The organism is Citrobacter sp. wls613 (genome assembly GCF_005281195.1).
In the GTDB taxonomy this organism is placed as follows: Bacteria; Pseudomonadota; Gammaproteobacteria; order Enterobacterales; family Enterobacteriaceae; genus Citrobacter; species Citrobacter gillenii.
On sequence record NZ_SZXN01000001.1, the window covers coordinates 66017 to 83702 of the forward strand.

18 protein-coding genes and 1 tRNA gene are annotated in these 17686 nt (G+C 51.8%); 12 read left to right on the plus strand and 7 right to left on the minus strand.

The features are described 5' to 3' along the window. Positions 1 to 84: 84 nt before the first annotated feature. A complete protein-coding gene (gene bglA / locus FDX01_RS00340) occupies positions 85 to 1518 on the minus strand; it encodes a 6-phospho-beta-glucosidase BglA (protein WP_115257538.1) in 1434 nt (477 codons plus the stop codon). 120 nt (positions 1519 to 1638) lie between these two features. After that, on the minus strand, positions 1639 to 2367 hold the full coding sequence (locus tag FDX01_RS00345) for a MurR/RpiR family transcriptional regulator (protein WP_115259901.1): 729 nt from the start codon (positions 2365 to 2367) through the stop codon (positions 1639 to 1641). A 52-nt stretch (positions 2368 to 2419) separates the two neighbouring features. On the opposite strand from FDX01_RS00345, the gene yqfB reads away from it, so the two are divergent. Together yqfB and FDX01_RS00355 are read left to right on the plus strand one after the other, a co-directional pair. After that, the gene (yqfB, locus tag FDX01_RS00350) at positions 2420 to 2731 is read left to right on the plus strand and encodes a N(4)-acetylcytidine aminohydrolase (RefSeq protein WP_096755795.1); all 312 of its coding nucleotides are present in this window, start codon (positions 2420 to 2422) and stop codon (positions 2729 to 2731) included. 163 nt (positions 2732 to 2894) lie between these two features. Then, complete coding sequence (locus tag FDX01_RS00355) at positions 2895 to 3554, plus strand: hemolysin III family protein (protein ID WP_096755796.1); 660 nt, start codon at positions 2895 to 2897, stop codon at positions 3552 to 3554. Positions 3555 to 3633: 79 nt separating this feature from the next. Here the strand turns inward: FDX01_RS00355 and ygfZ are convergent, their stop codons facing one another. Further along, complete coding sequence (ygfZ, locus tag FDX01_RS00360) at positions 3634 to 4614, minus strand: tRNA-modifying protein YgfZ (RefSeq protein WP_115257540.1); 981 nt, start codon at positions 4612 to 4614, stop codon at positions 3634 to 3636. Positions 4615 to 4870: 256 nt separating this feature from the next. On the opposite strand from ygfZ, the gene sdhE reads away from it, so the two are divergent. Further along, positions 4871 to 5137: an FAD assembly factor SdhE gene (gene sdhE / locus FDX01_RS00370; protein ID WP_096755798.1), complete on the plus strand. Its 267-nt coding sequence runs from the start codon at positions 4871 to 4873 to the stop codon at positions 5135 to 5137. After that, entirely contained in the window at positions 5118 to 5525 is a 408-nt protein-coding gene (locus FDX01_RS00375) for a protein YgfX (protein WP_096755799.1), read from the plus strand. Before sdhE ends, FDX01_RS00375 begins: the two co-directional genes overlap by 20 nt. Before the next feature lie 45 nt (positions 5526 to 5570). On the opposite strand, the gene fldB is transcribed toward FDX01_RS00375, so the two are convergent. Continuing rightward, entirely contained in the window at positions 5571 to 6092 is a 522-nt protein-coding gene (fldB, locus tag FDX01_RS00380; RefSeq protein ID WP_096755800.1) for a flavodoxin FldB, read from the minus strand. Positions 6093 to 6204: 112 nt separating this feature from the next. Here fldB and xerD point away from each other — a divergent pair, with 112 nt between their 5' ends. The 5 genes from xerD (at position 6205) to lysS (ending at position 12293) form a co-directional block, all read left to right on the plus strand. After that, complete coding sequence (xerD, locus tag FDX01_RS00385; RefSeq protein ID WP_096755801.1) at positions 6205 to 7101, plus strand: site-specific tyrosine recombinase XerD; 897 nt, start codon at positions 6205 to 6207, stop codon at positions 7099 to 7101. Between the two features lie 23 nt (positions 7102 to 7124). Continuing rightward, positions 7125 to 7838, plus strand: coding sequence for a bifunctional protein-disulfide isomerase/oxidoreductase DsbC (gene dsbC / locus FDX01_RS00390; RefSeq protein WP_096755802.1), 714 nt, complete (start codon positions 7125 to 7127; stop codon positions 7836 to 7838). Positions 7839 to 7843: 5 nt separating this feature from the next. Next, the gene (recJ, locus tag FDX01_RS00395) at positions 7844 to 9577 is read left to right on the plus strand and encodes a single-stranded-DNA-specific exonuclease RecJ (protein WP_137399032.1); all 1734 of its coding nucleotides are present in this window, start codon (positions 7844 to 7846) and stop codon (positions 9575 to 9577) included. Positions 9578 to 9667: 90 nt separating this feature from the next. Then, positions 9668 to 10766, plus strand: a protein-coding gene (gene prfB / locus FDX01_RS00400) for a peptide chain release factor 2 (protein WP_115257544.1) whose coding sequence is annotated in 2 segments (ribosomal slippage) — positions 9668 to 9742 and positions 9744 to 10766 — 1098 coding nt in all. Because the reading frame shifts where the segments join, the coding sequence is not laid out codon by codon here. Between the two features lie 9 nt (positions 10767 to 10775). After that, positions 10776 to 12293 (plus strand): lysine--tRNA ligase, encoded by a 1518-nt coding sequence (lysS, locus tag FDX01_RS00405; protein ID WP_096755805.1) that lies wholly within the window; start codon positions 10776 to 10778, stop codon positions 12291 to 12293. Between the two features lie 93 nt (positions 12294 to 12386). Here lysS and idi read toward each other — a convergent pair whose 3' ends face one another. After that, positions 12387 to 12935, minus strand: coding sequence for an isopentenyl-diphosphate Delta-isomerase (gene idi / locus FDX01_RS00410; protein ID WP_117342622.1), 549 nt, complete (start codon positions 12933 to 12935; stop codon positions 12387 to 12389). A gap of 160 nt (positions 12936 to 13095) precedes the next feature. Here idi and actS point away from each other — a divergent pair, with 160 nt between their 5' ends. The 3 genes from actS to FDX01_RS00425 all read left to right on the plus strand — a co-directional run bounded on the left by actS (position 13096) and on the right by FDX01_RS00425 (position 15362). Further along, complete coding sequence (gene actS / locus FDX01_RS00415; protein ID WP_168246980.1) at positions 13096 to 13854, plus strand: amidase activator ActS; 759 nt, start codon at positions 13096 to 13098, stop codon at positions 13852 to 13854. Positions 13855 to 13933: 79 nt separating this feature from the next. Then, positions 13934 to 14007 (plus strand) — tRNA-Gly (locus tag FDX01_RS00420). Positions 14008 to 14171: 164 nt separating this feature from the next. Further along, positions 14172 to 15362, plus strand: a complete 1191-nt coding sequence (locus tag FDX01_RS00425) for a tyrosine-type recombinase/integrase (RefSeq protein WP_048998164.1) — start codon at positions 14172 to 14174, stop codon at positions 15360 to 15362. A gap of 26 nt (positions 15363 to 15388) precedes the next feature. Here the strand turns inward: FDX01_RS00425 and FDX01_RS00430 are convergent. Both FDX01_RS00430 and silE read right to left on the minus strand, forming a co-directional pair. Next, a protein-coding gene (locus FDX01_RS00430; RefSeq protein WP_085950818.1) for an IS3-like element ISSen4 family transposase occupies positions 15389 to 16509 on the minus strand; the annotation gives its coding sequence in 2 pieces (ribosomal slippage) (positions 15389 to 16251 and positions 16251 to 16509; 1122 coding nt in all). 537 nt (positions 16510 to 17046) lie between these two features. Next, positions 17047 to 17478, minus strand: a complete 432-nt coding sequence (gene silE / locus FDX01_RS00435; protein ID WP_137399033.1) for a silver-binding protein SilE — start codon at positions 17476 to 17478, stop codon at positions 17047 to 17049. Between the last annotated feature and the right edge of the window lie 208 nt (positions 17479 to 17686).

Genomic DNA, 17686 nt, shown 5'->3' on the forward strand with positions numbered 1-17686 from the left:
TTGCCGGATGGCGCATCGCTTATCGGCCTACGGGAAATTAACGTGTAGGCCGGATAAGGCGTTTACGCCGCCATCCGGCAAAAATTACAGATTTTCGCCGTTGCTGGCGATCACCTCTTTGTACCAGTTGAAGCTTTTCTTGCGTGAACGCGACATATCTCCGGTGCCATCGTCGTGCTTGTTCACGTAAATAAAGCCGTAGCGTTTACTGTACTGACCGGTTGTGAACGACACGCAGTCAATGCAGCCCCACGGTGTGTAGCCCATCAAATCTACGCCATCGTACGTTACTGCTTTCATCATCTCTTCAACGTGGGCACGTAGATAGTCGATGCGATAGTCATCGTTGATGCTGCCATCTTCTTCTACTTTGTCGTACGCACCAAAGCCGTTTTCAACGATAAACAGCGGCTTCTGATAGCGTTCGTACAGCTCACATAAGGCATAGCGCAGGCCGACGGGATCTATCTGCCAGCCCCAGTCGGAGGCTTTAACGTGTGGGTTGGGGACGCTGCCTTCGAAGCCGGAAATCGCGTCACCGCTGCCACCTTCCGCTTTTACGGCGTTGGTCATGTAGTAGCTGAATCCGAGATAGTCGCAGGTGCCTTCACGCAGGATCTGTTTGTCGCCTGCTTCCATTTTGATATTGAATTCACGACGCTCCCATTCGTTCAGCACATAAGAGGGGTAATAACCGCGTAGCTGGACGTCGGTGAAGACGTAGCGTTCACGCATCGACTCCTGCGCAAACATCATATCCTCGGGTTTACAGGAGAAGGGGTACAGCGGCACCATCGCCAGCATGCAGCCGACTTTCATTTCAGGATTAATGCGCCGTGCCGCCTTCACCGCCAGCGCGCTGGCAACAAACTGGTGGTGCAGCACCTGATACAGCGTTTCTTCCGGGTTCTCATGCTCGGTGTACACCACGCCGGAACAGCAATAGCCAAACAGCGGCGCACGCCAGTTACGCTGGTTGTTGATCTCATTAAAGGTCATCCAATATTTGACCTTGTGCTTGTAGCGCTCAAAGACCACTTCGGCAAAACGAACGAAGAAATCGACCACTTTGCGGTTGGTCCAGCTACCGTACTGCTGTACCAGATGTAGCGGCATTTCGAAGTGGGAGAGGGTAATAACCGGCTCAATGTTGTACTTGAGCAGCTCGTCGAACATGTCGTCGTAAAACTTCAGCCCTTCTTCATTTGGCTGAGTTTCGTCACCTCGCGGGAAGATTCGGGTCCAGGCAATAGACGTACGGAAGCATTTGAAGCCCATTTCAGCAAACAGCTTTATGTCTTCTTTGTAATGACTGTAAAAATCGACGGCTTCGTGGTTTGGATAGTACTTGCCTGGAATGACGCTCTGGGTGATTTCGCGTGGAACACCGTGCGCGCCGCCGGTCAGCACGTCACAAATGCTTGGCCCTTTGCCGCCTTTGTTCCAGCCGCCTTCAACCTGATGCGCCGCAACCGCGCCACCCCATAAAAAATCTTTCGGTAAAGTCAGTTTTTTCATTTGCGCTCAGTCTCAAATTAATACCATTTGATTTTGAGTCTAACAAAGGAAAGTTAAATGTCACGATATAACAAAATAGGCTTAATGTGATTTGTTACATCAAAAAAACAGTTTGTTTTTTTATGCCAATTTTTTCGCCAGTTTGCGACCCAGTGACTCCAGAATATAAATTACGGGGATTTGTGTGGTTATATCATAGACCCCCGCAATGCGGGTTTGCGGCACATGCCAGGAGAGGTTAAAGTCGGCCAGTTTCGCCAGGCGTGAGTGCTCGTGGCTGGTAACCGACAACACTTTGCAGTTGTGGAGGCTAAACTGGCTGGCGAAACGCAGGATCTCCTCGGTTTCGCCGGAGACGGATAGGACAATTGCCAACGCGTTTCGGGCCATATCATTGGTCACCGGGAAATAGGGATCGTCAATATGGTTGCTGAATTTCCCGACATTTGAGAAAAATCGCGCACCATATTTAGCTAAGGCGCCGGATGTTCCCGCGCCAACGAATATAATACGCTCGGAGGACAATATAATATCAACAGCCTGATCGAGTAATGTGTCGAATTCGTCGTTATTCACGCCCTTAAAGAAGCTGATTATTTCGCTGGCACCGAAATTAGCCTGTTGCGGTTCATTCTGCTCTAAATATAATTTAAAGCGTACGCGAAACTCAGAGTAGCCCTCACAGTTAAGTTTGCGGCAAAAGCGCAGAACGGTGGTGGTTGAAACCCCTACGGCATCAGCCAGTTCGCGAATGGTCATGTACATGACTTTGTCACGGTTCTTGATGACATAGTTGTAGACCAACATCTCAAGATTGTTGAGACTGGCGATGGCGGCGTGGGAGAACATACTCACAATGGCAATACTCACTCATCAGACTTCATCTACAGGGAATAATAACATGCAGCCAAATGACATCACTTTTTTTCAGCGTTTCCAGGATGACATTCTGGCCGGACGCAAGACTATCACTATTCGCGATGAGTCTGAGTCCCACTTCAAAACCGGAGACATTCTGCGGGTTGGACGCTTCGAAGATGACGGTTACTTCTGCACTATAGAAGTGGTAGGCACCTCGACCGTGACGTTGGATACGCTGAGTGAAAAACATGCTCAGCAGGAAAATATGACCCTTGATGAGCTTAAACGCGTGATTACAGAGATCTATCCAAATCAGACGCAGTTTTATGTGATTGATTTTAAATGCGTTTAATTTAAGGAATACACTTGTTAGCTGAAAAATAAAATATAACTAATTGATTTTTATATGTTATTTATTGGTTGATATTTATTTTAGCTAACATGTGTTCACTGGAACCATTCTCAGTTACGCTAGAAGCGCAATCACGAAAGTGTTCGTTTTTTGGGAGTAAGCTATGGTTCAGAAGCCATTAATTGCGCAGGGGTATTCTCTGGCAGAGGAAATCGCCAACAGCATCAGCCACGGTATTGGGCTGGTGTTTGGGATTATCGGACTGGTGCTGTTGCTGGTTCAGGCAGTAGATACCAATGCCAGTGCTATGGCCATTACCAGCTATAGCCTGTACGGCGGCAGCATGATTTTGCTGTTCCTGGCTTCAACCCTGTATCACGCGATACCCCATCAGCGAGCGAAACTCTGGCTGAAGAAATTCGACCATTGCGCTATTTATCTGCTGATTGCCGGAACCTATACGCCATTTCTGCTGGTGGGGCTGGACTCACCGTTGGCGCGTGGCCTGATGGTGGTGATCTGGAGCCTGGCGCTGCTCGGTATTCTGTTCAAATTGACCATTGCCCACCGCTTTAAAATTTTGTCGCTGGTGACCTATCTGACCATGGGCTGGCTGTCATTGATTGTGGTGTATCAACTGGCGGTTAAACTGGCTGCTGGGGGCGTAACGCTGCTGGCTGTAGGTGGCGTGGTCTATTCACTGGGCGTCATTTTCTACGTCTGCAAACGTATCCCTTACAACCATGCAATCTGGCATGGATTCGTGCTGGGTGGCAGCGTGTGCCATTTCCTGGCCATCTATCTGTACGTGGGGCAGGCGTAATCATCATTGCCCGGTGGCGCTGCGCTTACCGGGCCTACAAAACCCTCGACCCGGTAAGGTGAAGTCGCTACCTGGCGATTTACTCTTCCAGCGAATACGGCAGCGGTACTATATGCAGCGTTTTCGCGTCGTCGCGCACGCGGAATACGCTGTCGGCTTCCATGTCGTTATTCATCACCACCTGCACCAGTACCTGACCGTCCGCCAGTTGTACTGCAGCAAGTACGGTGCCGGTTCGGCGCCAGTTCTCTCCCATTTTCAGTTCCAGGTCTTCACCCGCTTCCGGCACCCGGCTGGCTGAACCTGCCAGTGTCCACAGCGCTCGTTTGTTAGCGCCGCGGAATTTCGCCCGTGCGACCATTTCCTGACCGGTATAGCAGCCTTTTTTGAAACTGATCCCACCCAAGGCCTGCAGGTTGGTAGCCTGTGGAATGAACTGCCCGCTGTTGGCGGTATCAATTACTGCGATACCGGCTTCGATATCCAGCGCCAGCCACTGTTGGCTGTTGTTCAACTCCGCTTCACCACGCAGTTTTTCTACCAGCGTTTCCGCCGTGGCTGCATCGGTAATCAGCAGGAAGCGTTCGGCCGGGTGTTCAAACCACAATATCGTGGAAGAGCCTTCGGTAATCACCTGCTTATCGCGGGTTGGCAGTTCGCTAAAGAGATTGTCCAGCGCGGCACGCGCCTGGAATCCTGCAACGCCCAGCAGCACGCGTTCGTCGTCCGGTGCAATCACCACTTTTGAGAAGACGGCATATTTTTTCAGTTCGGTAAGCTGGGCATCGCGCAGGCTACGGCGCTCAAGCCACGCGAAGCCTTCACCCAGGCGGAAGAGGCGCAGGTTGCTCCACATTTTGCCTTTGGCATCACAGTGGGCAGCCAGCACATGCTGATGTTCGGTCAGCTGACTGACATCAGCAGTAACCTGGCCCTGAATATACTTCTCACTGTCGGTGCCGGTAATGGTCGCGAGTGCCCAGTCATCAAGCGTCATCAGCGTCAGAGGCAAACGTGTTGACGCACAAGGCTGACGAGGAGGAAAAGATGTAAAAGCCATAATAATGTCCTGATTTGCTTAACGCAGTAATAATGACTAATGGTAAAAGAGCTATGGCCCATTGCAAGCGGTTTAAACATCCTATTTGTGCCATATTTTAAGCTTTGCGAGGAGACATCCATAATTGATGAACCCTTTGACTTAATGTGGTTTTATTTAGCGATCGTGCTTCCGTTTACTGATATTCCCGTAAAAGAGCGTGAAAAACACGTTACAATAGCCGGGTACTTCGTTTTCGCGAGACAGGAAGAAGAACATGGATATTAACAACAAAGCACGTATTCATTGGGCATGCCGTCGCGGTATGCGTGAGCTGGACATTTCGATCATGCCGTTTTTCGAACATGAGTATGACAACTTAAGTGATGACGAAAAGCGCATTTTTATCCGTTTGCTGGAATGTGATGACCCCGATTTATTTAACTGGTTGATGAATCACGGGAAGCCGGCTGATGCACAGCTGGAGCAAATGGTACGGCTTATCCAGACACGGAATCGGGAACGTGGTCCAGTGGCAATCTGATTTACGCGTCTCCTGGCGCGCACAGTGGATTTCGTTGCTCATTCATGGGCTAGTGGCGGTGCTTATTTTATTGATGCCATGGCCACTGAGTTACACCCCTTTATGGTTGATTTTGCTCTCTCTGGTGGTGTTCGATTGCGTGCGCAGTCAGCGCCGTATCAACGCTTGTCAGGGAGAGATTAGACTATTGATGGATGGCCGCCTGCGTTGGCAAGGGCAAGAGTGGTCGATTGTTAGCGCACCCTGGATGATAAAAACGGGCATGATGTTGCGTTTGCGGTCAAGTACAGGAAAGCGTCAGCATCTGTGGCTGGCGGCGGACAGCATGGATGATGCTGAATGGCGGGATTTGCGTCGGTTGATATTACAACCGTCAATGCAGAAATAGCGCTGACGGTAAGGTTACAGACCTTCACCGTCAGTCAGCAGACGCTCAGGACCAGTGTTCGGCCATTTCGCCAAGAATTTGCTCACACCATGCCTGGATGCGTTCATCGCTAAGATCGTACTGGTTGGTTTCATCCAGGGCAAGGCCGACAAACAGTTGCCCATCGGCAATAACAGGTTTATCGCTGGTAAATTCGTAGCCTTCTGTTGGCCAGTAACCGACAAACTTCACCCCTTTCGTGACCAGCTTGTCGTGCAGCATTCCCAGCGCATCCAGGAACCATTCACCGTAACCCAACTGATCGCCCATGCCGTAGAGAGCAACAATTTTGCCCTCCAGGTTGAGGTCATCCAACTGATCCCAGACGGCTTCCCAGTCCTCCTGGATTTCGCCGAAATCCCAGGTTGGGATACCTAAAATGAGCACGTCGTACTGCTCCATTAAGGTCGGAGAATCATCCTTGAGGTTGTGTAATGTCACCAGCTCGGGACCAAGAATATCGCGGATTTTCTCTGCTGCCATCTCGGTGTAGCACGTGCTGGAACCGTAAAAAAGACCCATGTTCATTACTAAACGTCTCAATTCTGCTGTAGCGTTGCGCGTAGTGTATCAGAATCGCCGCAATCACGGCACAATGAGGCATAATGCATCAAAAATGAGAATGAAATAAGGGGCGCGAGTGGAACAAGATCTGGCGCGCATCGAGCAATTTCTTGATGCCCTGTGGCTGGAACGCAATCTGGCGGAAAACACATTAAGTGCGTATCGTCGCGATCTAACCATGCTTGTTGAATGGCTACACCATCGCGGTGTTTCTCTGACGACGGTACAGAGCGATGACCTGCAAGCACTGCTGGCCGAGCGAATGGAGGGGGGGTATAAAGCCACCAGTTCCGCGCGTTTGTTAAGTGCAATGCGGCGATTTTTTCAACATCTCTATCGCGAGAAATTCCGCGATGATGATCCCAGCGCTTCGCTGGCTTCACCTAAGCTACCACAGCGTTTGCCAAAAGATCTCAGTGAGGCGCAGGTCGAGCGACTGCTGCAGACCCCGCTGATTGACCAGCCGCTGGAACTCCGAGACAAAGCCATGCTCGAAGTCTTATATGCCACCGGTTTGCGCGTTTCTGAGCTGGTGGGGCTGACGATGAGTGATGTCAGCCTGCGTCAGGGCGTTGTGCGGGTCATTGGTAAAGGTAATAAAGAGCGGCTGGTACCGTTGGGTGAAGAGGCTGTGTATTGGCTGGAAACCTATCTGGAGCACGGACGACCATGGTTGCTCAATGGCGTCTCCATTGATGTGCTGTTTCCCAGCCAGCGTGCGCAGCAGATGACACGCCAGACCTTCTGGCATCGAATTAAACACTATGCTGTGTTAGCGGGAATCGACAGCGAGAAGCTGTCGCCGCACGTACTGCGGCATGCTTTTGCCACGCATTTGCTTAACCATGGCGCTGATTTGCGCGTGGTGCAGATGCTGCTAGGTCATAGCGATCTCTCTACCACACAAATTTATACCCATGTCGCAACGGAGCGCTTGCGTCAATTACATCAACAGCATCACCCGCGTGCGTGAGTGCTGACAGGAAAGGATAGGTTATGAAAAAAAGTTTTATGATGCTCACCCTGCTGGCGACGGCGTTTTCAGGCATGGTGCAGGCAGACGACGCGGCGATTCGTCAGTCATTAACGAAGCTGGGTGTACAAAGCACAGAAATTCAACCTGCTCCGATTGCGGGAATGAAAACTGTACTGACCAACAGCGGCGTGTTGTACGTCACCGAAGACGGCAAGCACATTATTCAGGGACCGATGTATGACGTGAGCGGTGCAAGTCCGGTTAACGTCACCAATCAACTGCTGATGAAGCAGCTGAACGCGCTGGAAAAAGAGATGATCATCTATAAAGCGCCGCAGGAAAAACACGTTATTACCATTTTCACCGACATCACCTGCGGCTATTGCCACAAGCTGCATGAAGAGATGAAAGACTACAACGCACTGGGAATTACCGTGCGTTATCTGGCCTTCCCTCGCCAGGGACTGGAAAGCCAGGCCGAGCAGGACATGAAATCCATCTGGTGTGCGTCAGATAAAAACAAAGCGTTTGATGATGCCATGGCGGGTAAAAGCGTGAAGCCAGCAACTTGTAATGTGGATATTGCTGACCATTACGCGCTGGGTGTGCAGTTTGGTGTAAGCGGCACGCCGGCGATCGTTCTGAGCAATGGCTATGTTGTTCCTGGCTATCAGGGACCGAAAGAGATGAAAGCGTTCCTCGACGCGCACCAAAAACAGACCAGCGGTAAATAATTCGCGTGAAACAACAGATACAACTTCGTCGTCGTGAAGCCGACGAGACTAGCGACCTGCCTGCCGATCTGCCGCCGCTGTTGCGTCGTTTGTACGCCAGTCGCGGTGTGCGTAGCGCGCAGGAGCTTGAGCGTAGCGTCAAAGGCATGTTGCCGTGGCAGCAATTGAGCGGTGTCGAAAAGGCGGTGGAGATCCTCTATAACGCTTTTCGTGAAGGCACCCGCATTATCGTGGTGGGGGATTTTGACGCCGATGGCGCAACCAGCACGGCGCTGAGCATTCTGGCGATGCGAGCATTGGGATGTAGCAACATTGACTACCTGGTGCCCAACCGTTTTGAAGACGGTTATGGTTTGAGCCCGGAGGTGGTGGATCAGGCACATGCCCGCGGCGCTCAGCTGATCGTCACCGTCGACAACGGCATCTCTTCCCATGCCGGCGTTGAACATGCCAGAACGCTGGGGATCCCGGTAGTGGTTACCGATCACCACCTGCCCGGCGATACTCTGCCGGGCGCAGTGGCGATTATTAATCCTAACCTGCACGACTGTACGTTCCCGTCGAAATCACTGGCGGGCGTCGGCGTGGCTTTTTATCTGATGCTGGCTCTGCGTACTTTTCTTCGTGATAAGGGCTGGTTTGATGAGCAAGGTATCACCCCGCCAAACCTCGCAGATCTGCTTGATCTGGTTGCGCTAGGTACGGTGGCCGATGTTGTCCCGCTGGACGCTAATAACCGCATCCTGACGTGGCAAGGCTTGAGCCGTATTCGTGCAGGGAAATGTCGTCCTGGCATTAAAGCGCTGCTTGAGATTTCAAATCGCGACCCGCAGAAATTGGCTGCCAGCGATTTAGGCTTTGCGCTGGGGCCACGCCTGAATGCGGCAGGCCGCCTGGATGATATGTCAGTTGGCGTGGCGCTGTTGCTGTGCGACAACATTGGCGACGCGCGGGTGCTTGCCAGTGAACTGGACGCGCTCAACCAGACGCGGAAAGAGATAGAGCAGGGCATGCAGACGGAAGCGCTGACCCTGTGCGAGAAGCTTGAGCGCAGCAGCGAGACGCTGCCTGGCGGGCTGGCGATGTATCACCCCGAGTGGCATCAGGGCGTGGTAGGGATCCTGGCGTCACGCATTAAAGAGCGTTTTCACCGTCCGGTGATCGCCTTCGCACCAGCTGGAGACGGCACCCTTAAAGGGTCGGGGCGCTCGATTCAGGGCCTGCACATGCGAGATGCACTGGAGCGACTGGATACCCTTTACCCGGGCATGATCCTTAAGTTCGGCGGCCACGCCATGGCGGCAGGATTATCGCTGGAAGAAGCACAGTTTGAGTGCTTCCAGCAGCGTTTTGGTGAGCTGGTGACCGAGTGGCTCGATCCTGCCTTACTGCAGGGCGAAGTGGTCTCCGATGGCCCGCTAAGTGCGGCGGAGATGACCATGGACGTCGCACAAATGCTGCGTGATGCAGGACCTTGGGGGCAAATGTTCCCGGAGCCGCTGTTTGACGGGCGCTTTCGCCTGCTTCAGCAGCGTCTGGTTGGCGAGCGTCATCTGAAGGTGATGGTTGAGCCCGTCGACGGCGGACCGCTGCTGGACGGTATTGCGTTTAATGTTGATACCGCTATCTGGCCGGATAACGGCGTTCGTGAAGTCACGCTGGCCTATAAGCTAGATATTAACGAGTTTCGCGGCAACCGCTCATTGCAAATTATTATCGATAATATCTGGCCACTTTAGCGTCACTATATCTATAAAAAAGAGCGTGGATTGGTTACAATCCCGCTCTTATAACCGCATTTTGACTCGTCCAATAAAAGAAAACAGACCATGTTTGAAATTAATCCGGTAAATAACCGCATTCAGGACCTCACGGAACGCTCTGACGTTCTTAGGGGGTATCTTTGACTATGATGCCAAGAAAGAGCGTCTGGAAGAAGTAAACGCCGAGCTGGAACAGCCGGATGTCTGGAACGAACCCGAACGCGCGCAGGCGCTGGGCAAAGAGCGTTCTTCCCTTGAGGCCATTGTCGACACGCTCGACCAAATGAGCCAGGGCCTGGAAGATGTCTCCGGCCTGTTAGAACTGGCTATAGAAGCCGACGACGAAGAAACCTTTAACGAAGCCGTTGCCGAACTCGATACGCTGGAAGAAAAGCTGGCGCAGCTGGAGTTCCGTCGTATGTTCTCCGGTGAATATGACAGCGCAGATTGCTATCTCGATATTCAGGCCGGTTCTGGCGGCACCGAAGCGCAGGACTGGGCCAGCATGCTGATGCGCATGTATCTGCGTTGGGCTGAAGCACGCGGCTTTAAGACTGAAATTATTGAAGAATCTGAAGGTGAAGTGGCGGGTATTAAATCCGTGACCATCAGAATCGCTGGCGAATATGCTTACGGCTGGCTGCGTACTGAAACCGGCGTACACCGCCTGGTACGTAAGAGTCCGTTTGACTCCGGCGGTCGCCGCCATACGTCGTTCAGCTCTGCATTTGTCTACCCGGAAGTTGACGATGACATTGATATCGAAATCAACCCGGCAGACCTGCGCATCGATGTTTACCGCGCTTCAGGTGCGGGTGGTCAGCACGTTAACCGTACAGAATCTGCGGTGCGTATTACCCACATCCCGACCGGGATTGTGACACAGTGCCAGAACGACCGTTCCCAGCACAAGAACAAAGACCAGGCCATGAAGCAGATGAAAGCGAAGCTTTATGAACTGGAAATGCAGAAGAAGAATGCCGAGAAGCAGGCGATGGAAGACACCAAGTCCGACATCGGCTGGGGTAGCCAGATTCGTTCTTATGTCCTGGATGACTCCCGCATCAAAGATCTGCGTACCGGGGTTGAAACCCGTAACACGCAGGCGGTGCTGGATGGCAGCCTGGATCAATTTATCGAAGCAAGTTTGAAAGCAGGGTTATGAGGAACCAACATGTCTGAACAACACGCACAGGGCGCTGACGCGGTAGCCGACCTTAACAATGAACTGAAAACGCGCCGTGAGAAGCTGGCTAACCTGCGCGAGCAGGGGATCCCGTTCCCGAACGATTTCCGTCGCGATCACACCTCAGACCAACTGCACGCTGACTTCGACGCGAAAGAAAACGAAGAGCTGGAAGCGCTGAACATTGAGGTATCCGTTGCCGGTCGTATGATGACCCGCCGCATTATGGGGAAAGCCTCATTCGTTACGCTGCAGGACGTTGGTGGCCGCATTCAGCTGTACGTTGCGCGTGACGATCTGCCGGAAGGCATTTACAACGAGCAGTTCAAAAAATGGGATCTGGGCGATATCCTCGGCGCGAAAGGTAAGTTGTTTAAGACTAAAACCGGCGAGCTGTCCATCCATTGCACCGAGCTGCGTCTGCTGACTAAAGCGCTGCGTCCGCTGCCGGACAAATTCCACGGCCTGCAGGATCAGGAAGCGCGTTACCGTCAGCGCTACCTGGATCTCATCTCTAACGATGAATCTCGCAACACCTTTAAAGTGCGCTCACAGATCATGGCGGGTATTCGTCAGTTCATGGTTGGCCGTGGCTTTATGGAAGTGGAAACCCCGATGATGCAGGTGATCCCTGGTGGTGCCGCTGCACGCCCGTTCATCACCCATCATAACGCGCTGGATCTGGACATGTACCTGCGTATTGCGCCGGAACTGTACCTCAAGCGTCTGGTGGTTGGCGGCTTCGAACGTGTGTTCGAAATTAACCGTAACTTCCGTAACGAAGGCATCTCCGTTCGTCATAACCCAGAGTTCACCATGATGGAACTCTATATGGCTTATGCGGACTACAAAGACCTGATCGAACTGACCGAATCGCTGTTCCGCACGCTGGCGCAGGACGTTCTGGGAACCACCGAAGTGCCTTACGGCGAAGAAGTCTTCGACTTTGGTAAACCGTTCGAAAAACTGACCATGCGTGAAGCCATTCAGAAATACCGTCCGGAAACCAACATGGCGGATCTGGACAACTTCGACTCTGCTAAAGCGATTGCTGAATCTATCGGCATCAAGGTTGAGAAGAGCTGGGGTCTGGGTCGTATCGTGACGGAGATCTTTGAAGAAGTGGCGGAAGCGCACCTGATTCAGCCGACCTTCATTACCGAGTACCCGGCAGAGGTTTCTCCGTTGGCTCGTCGTAACGATGACAACCCGGAAATTACTGACCGCTTCGAATTCTTCATTGGTGGACGCGAAATCGGTAACGGTTTCAGCGAGCTGAACGATGCAGAAGATCAGGCGCAGCGTTTCCAGGATCAGGTTAACGCCAAAGATGCGGGCGATGACGAAGCGATGTTCTACGACGAAGACTACGTTACCGCTCTGGAACACGGTCTGCCGCCGACAGCCGGTCTGGGGATTGGTATCGACCGTATGGTTATGCTGTTCACCAACAGCCATACCATCCGTGACGTGATCCTGTTCCCGGCGATGCGTCCGGTTAAATAAGATGTGAAATGCCGGATCGCGCCACGCTTTTCCGGCCTACGATAAGCATGATTTGTAGGCCGGATAAAACGCTTTCGTGTTGCCATCCGGCAATCAATTACGGTTAGCAAACTCGCGTAATAATTCGCGCGCTTTATCGTTAGAGGCCTGCATTACCATCCACGGGCTGAAGGCCCACGGTGTGGCATCCAGCGCACGTAAGACATCCTCAAGTTCACTCCACTGCTCATCCATTACTTCATCCGTGTTTGGCCGTCGCGCACTGATAACTCGTGCGGCATAGACCGGGCAAACTTCGTTTTCCACAATCCCACTGGGGTCTGCAGCGCGGTAACGAAAATCAGGATACACGGGCGTGAGTTCGGCTACCTCCACACCCAGTTCGAAACGAGCGCGACGGATGATGGCGTCTGCAGTAGTTTCACCGGACTGCGGATGGCCGCAGACCGAGTTAGTCCAGACGCCTGGCCAGGCTTTTTTGTGTAGCGAACGCCGGGTCACCAACAGTTGGCCCTGGTCGTTAAAGAGCCAGCAGGAGAAGGCTGAGTGTAGGGGAGTTGTAGCGGTATGCGCCGCATACTTTTCCAGTGTTCCGCAGGGCTGGTCCTGCTCATTCAACAAAATGACATGTTCCTGTCGCATCGCATCCACCATTAATCTTGAGCATCACTATTATATGCCTAATTGTGGCCGATTGATTATCCGTCGGTGTGAAATGCCTGAACGGACGATTCGTGCCGCGATATGATTTGGCATCCGGCATCGGACTGCTATGATAAAGCGTCTTAAAATGTTGCGAGGAATTGTTTTGAGTGCGGGACGCCTGATGAGAAAACGCTTTGTTATCACAATAATGTTGCTGAGCAGCCTGATCGTCGCGGGATGTTCAAGCTCATCTGATTCCGGTTCTGGTTCTACCTATACCGTTAAGCGGGGAGACACGCTGTATGGTATTTCACGTGCGACAGGGACCAGCGTCAAAGAGATCGCGCGCCTGAACAACATTTCTCCCCCCTATACCATAGAAGTTGGGCAAAAGCTTAAGGTCAGCGGTGGCGCGAAAACCAGCACGGCATCGGCGAAAACAAAATCTAAATCGAAATCCTCCACCAAAACGGCAGCAGTCAGACCGTCTTCTTCTGTGCCACAGTCATCCTGGCCACCGGTAGGGCAACGCTGTTGGCAGTGGCCAGCGAGTGGGAAGGTGATATTGCCATACTCCACGGCTGAAGGTGGCAACAAGGGGATTGATATCTCTGCCGCGCGCGGCACGCCTGTTTATGCGGCTGGAGCCGGGAAGGTGGTCTATGTCGGCAATCAGCTGCGTGGCTACGGCAACCTCGTGATGATAAAACATGGCGAAGATTACATTACCGCCTACGCCCATAACGATACGCTGTTGGTTAACAACGGGCAAACAGTGAAAGCCGGGCAGAAAATTGCCACCATGGGCAGCTCTGATGCGGCTTCGGTGCGCCTGCATTTCCAGATCCGTTATCGCGCTACGGCTATCGATCCGCAGCGCTATTTGCCGCCGCAGGGCAGCAAGCCAAAATGCTGACGGTGAATTAATCGCCAGTCAGTCGAACAGCCCCTTGCCAGGAAGTGTGTAAGGTTTATAATCCCTTACGCACTTCAATGCGGGCGTAGTTCAATGGTAGAACGAGAGCTTCCCAAGCTCTATACGAGGGTTCGATTCCCTTCGCCCGCTCCAAACTCAAGTCTTCTGAAGTCTACCAAACTCAATTTTCCCTTGATAAATCAGCAGTTATAGCATTCTATTAGTCTATTGAACTCAATTGTACTCCCCCAGGGTCAAGCTCAATGTGGGGGTATGGATGGGGGTATAATTGTACCCCCTGCTGAGAGGTACCCCCAATGAAGCTGACAGCTCGTCAGGTTGAAACTGCAAAACCTAAAGATAAGCCCTACAAACTCGCTGATGGTGGTGGTCTTTACCTGCTGGTTAATCCCAACGGTAAAAGATACTGGCGTCTCAAATACCGTTCGCTAGGTAAAGAGAAGCTGCTCGCTATTGGCGTTTACCCCGATGTTTCTTTAGCTGAAGCCAGAAATAAGCGTGAGGATGCAAAAAGGACATTAGCGGCTGGCAACGATCCTTCTCTTGAACGGAAAATTGAGAAACTTAGTCGTCAACAAGATGCAGAAAACTCTTTTGAGGCTATCACGCGGGAGTGGTATCAGCGTCGCTATGACCGCTGGTCTGTCTCCTACCGCGAAGAAATGTTGAGAACCTTTGAAAAGGATGTGTTCCCTTATATCGGTCACCGGCCAATCAAAGATATCAAACCGATGGAGTTGCTTGCTGTTCTTTCAAAGATAGAAGTTCGAGGAGCAACTGAGAAGGTCCGTAAGGTTCGCCAGCGTTGTGGAGAGGTCTGGAAGTATGCCGTTGTGACTGGCAGGGCTGAGTACAATCCAGCTCCTGATCTAGCCAGCGCAGTAGCTCCCCATGAGAAAGAGCACTATGCTTTTTTGACCCAGGATGAATTGCCAGAGTTTCTTCAAACTCTGAACACCTACGCAGGTAGTGTACTTGTTAAAATAGCGATGCAATTACTTATTTTGACTGGAGTAAGGCCTGGGGAATTGAGGCAAGCGGAGTGGCAGGAGTTTGATTTTGAGCGGAAGGTTTGGAACGTGCCAGCAGAGCGCATGAAAATGCGCCGCCCTCATCTGGTTCCGTTATCAAGCCAGGTAATTGACTTGCTTAATCAGCTTAAACCCATGACGGGAGCGGGAACGTTGCTGTTCCCAGGACGTAATAATCCAAAGAAACCGATGAGTGATATGGCATTGACTGTGCTGGTCAGGCGTATCGGCTATGCCGGGCGTGTTACGGGGCATGGATTCCGCCACACGATGAGTACTATTTTGCATGAGCAGGGATTTAACTCAGCTTGGATCGAGCTACAACTGGCTCACGTCGATAAGAACTCAATTCGTGGAACGTATAACCATGCTCAGTATCTAGAGGGAAGGAGGGAGATGATGCAGTGGTATGGCAATCTAATCATTGATTTGAATTCAGCAGTACGGTCAGGCTGACCTGCCCCCACGATTAGATACAACACTCAGTTAGTAACGTCGGAATCTTCATTCTCAGAATGACCCTTTCTCCAGCCCGCTGCAAATTCAGACGGTGTCTGATAATTCAGCGTGGAGTGCGGGCGGCATTCGTTATAATCCTGCCGCCAGTCATTAATAATTTTCCTGGCATGAACGATATCGCTGAACCAGTGCTCATTCAAACATTCATCGCGAAATCGTCCGTTAAAGCTCTCAATAAATCCGTTCTGCGTTGGCTTGCCCGGCTGGATTAAGCGCAACTCAACACCATGCTCAAAGGCCCATTGATCCAGTGCACGGCAAGTGAACTCCGGCCCCTGGTCAGTTCTTATCGTCGCCGGATAGCCTCGAAACAGTGCAATGCTGTCCAGAATACGCGTGACCTGAACGCCTGAAATCCCAAAGGCAACAGTGACCGTCAGGCATTCCTTTGTGAAATCATCGACGCAGGTAAGACACTTGATCCTGCGACCGGTGGAAAGTGCGTCCATGACGAAATCCATCGACCAGGTCAGATTGGGCGCCGCCGGACGGAGCAGCGGCAGACGTTCTGTTGCCAGCCCTTTACGACGTCTTCTGCGTTTTACGCCCAGGCCACTGAGGTGATAAAGCCGGTACACGCGCTTATGATTAACATGAAGCCCTTCACGGCGCAGCAACTGCCAAATACGACGGTAGCCAAAACGCCTGCGCTCCAGTGCCAGCTCAGTGATGCGCCCTGATAAATGCGCATCAGCAGCCGGACGGTGAGCCTCATAGCGGCAGGTCGACAGGGATAAACCTGTAAGCCTGCAGGCACGACGTTGCGACAGACCGGTCGCATCACACATCAACATCACGGCTTCCCGCTTCTGGTCTGTCGTCAGTACTTTCGCCCAAGAGCCACCTGAAGCGCCTCTTTATCCAGCATGGCTTCGGCAAGCAGCTTCTTGAGTCTGGTGTTCTCTTCCTCAAGCGACTTCAGGCGCTTAACTTCAGGCACCTCCATACCGCCATACTTCTTACGCCAGGTGTAAAACGTGGCATCGGAAATGGCATGCTTGCGGCAGAGTTCACGGGCGGGTACCCCAGCTTCGGCTTCGCGGAGAATACTGATGATCTGTTCGTCGGAAAAACGCTTCTTCATGGGGATGTCCTCATGTGGCTTATGAAGACATTACTAACATCGGGGTGTACTAATCAACGGGGAGCAGGTCAATCACAGAAGGAAAGCAGACAGAGCTGCGCGGCAAAGCAACAAAGGGAGGATATACTGTATGGAAAATGAAATCTGGGCATCCTACCCCAATTTATGTGGCGGATTTAGACAAAGCTGTTAGGGAATGTCTAAAATAGCGAAGCCATAGCATAGAATTTTTAATGGCATTATGATCAGGACATAAAGGACTTCATGCAGGGAAAAAATATCCCAAAAGAAACTGGTCATGTCAGCACACCAAAGGATCCTCGCCGGATCCTTTGGTTTTTCTCAGCCACAATCGCTTAACGTGAGTTTTCGTTCCACTGAGCGTCAGACCCCTATAATAATTCCTTTCAGACAGGTACCGGTTAAGTGTAGCTGAGTCAGACAAAAAAGCCCCCTGACGGGGGGCAAAAATGTAGCAACGTTGTTTCAGGAAAATCTATCAGGGAAAAGGTAACAGCACGGATACTACCGTCGCATTCAGCCTGCATTGATCATGCGGCGGTGCGCTTCGGCCATGGCCTGATGTGGGCCGGATTGCCCGTTATTCATGAATTCATGGGCAACCGCTGCTCTTTCATGCTCATTCATCGCCGCGTAAGACGTTGACGGGACGGTCGTGGATACCGTGTTATTTCCCATCATCTTCTGATGACTTTCCACCATTTTCTGGTGCGCATCCGCCGACCCGTTCGTCATGGTTTCATGAGCAATAATGGCCTGTTCATGCTGGTCCATACCGGCCATACGAGGTGCAGTCCCCTGGATCCCGACAGGAGCCGCAGCAGACTGCATCTGGTGAGCAGGAGCCTGTGCATTGTTGACGCGATCATGGATATTCACGGTTTCAGTGGCCCAGGCCGATGAAATTAAACCAAAGCCCAGCAAAGATGCTAATACGATATTTTTCATGATAACTCTCCATTTCTGAATTAGTGATGTCCGGGGAAGTACAACCGGTGTTTTCAGTTCCATAACTGAAACAAGTTCGGCAGCGTTTATTTCTCCGGAAGAGGGCTGGATATTCATTTCCTGGCGTACTCTGACGCCGGGTATTGATGAAGCAATCCAGCCTTCCTGATAAGTTGCACTAATTATATCGAATGGCTTCTGTTTGCTG